This window comes from Pseudoalteromonas sp. XI10, from assembly GCF_001469895.1.
Classification (GTDB): domain Bacteria; phylum Pseudomonadota; class Gammaproteobacteria; order Enterobacterales; family Alteromonadaceae; genus Pseudoalteromonas.
This window is the reverse complement of sequence record NZ_LOPY01000055.1, coordinates 1-456: the sequence shown is the minus strand read 5'-3', so window position 1 is coordinate 456 and position 456 is coordinate 1. Positions and strand designations below refer to the sequence as shown.

The following is a 456-nucleotide window of genomic DNA, read 5'->3' as shown; positions in this document are numbered from 1 at the left end:
GTTTTCTGTTCCGTAATCATTGTACTTAAAGCGTACTCCATCAACAGTAAAAGCCTCTTCTCTACTATTTCTTTCAACAATTTGAATATCTTCAATAGCTCCTTCAACTGTAGAATAATTTCCAGAATCTATGCCATTAGATTTTAATACTAGGCCATAAAATGACAGTGACTGCATTACAAAAAAGCCAAATACAAATAAGAAGCCAAACCAGAAGTTAACTTTCTTTTCAAACTGTAGTTTATTTTCGTACCAGTATTTTATCTTCGGGCAGCACAATATTAGTAGAACAGAACAAACAAGTGTTAAGTAAAAACCAATTTTGGTTCCCATAAAATCGGACTGAAAATAAAGTTCATACATTAACTAAATCTCCTATGGCTAATCTATGGGCCGAAGTTGCCGTATGAACCATGCTAGTTTCTTTTCCCCGAGCCAATATCGAACGAACACAAA

At 34.2% G+C, this 456-nt stretch carries 1 pseudogene; it reads right to left on the bottom strand.

The features are described 5' to 3' along the window. Positions 1-363 (bottom strand): annotated as a pseudogene (locus AUR67_RS17300) (hypothetical protein); the annotation flags it as partial. Positions 364-456 lie beyond the last annotated feature (93 nt).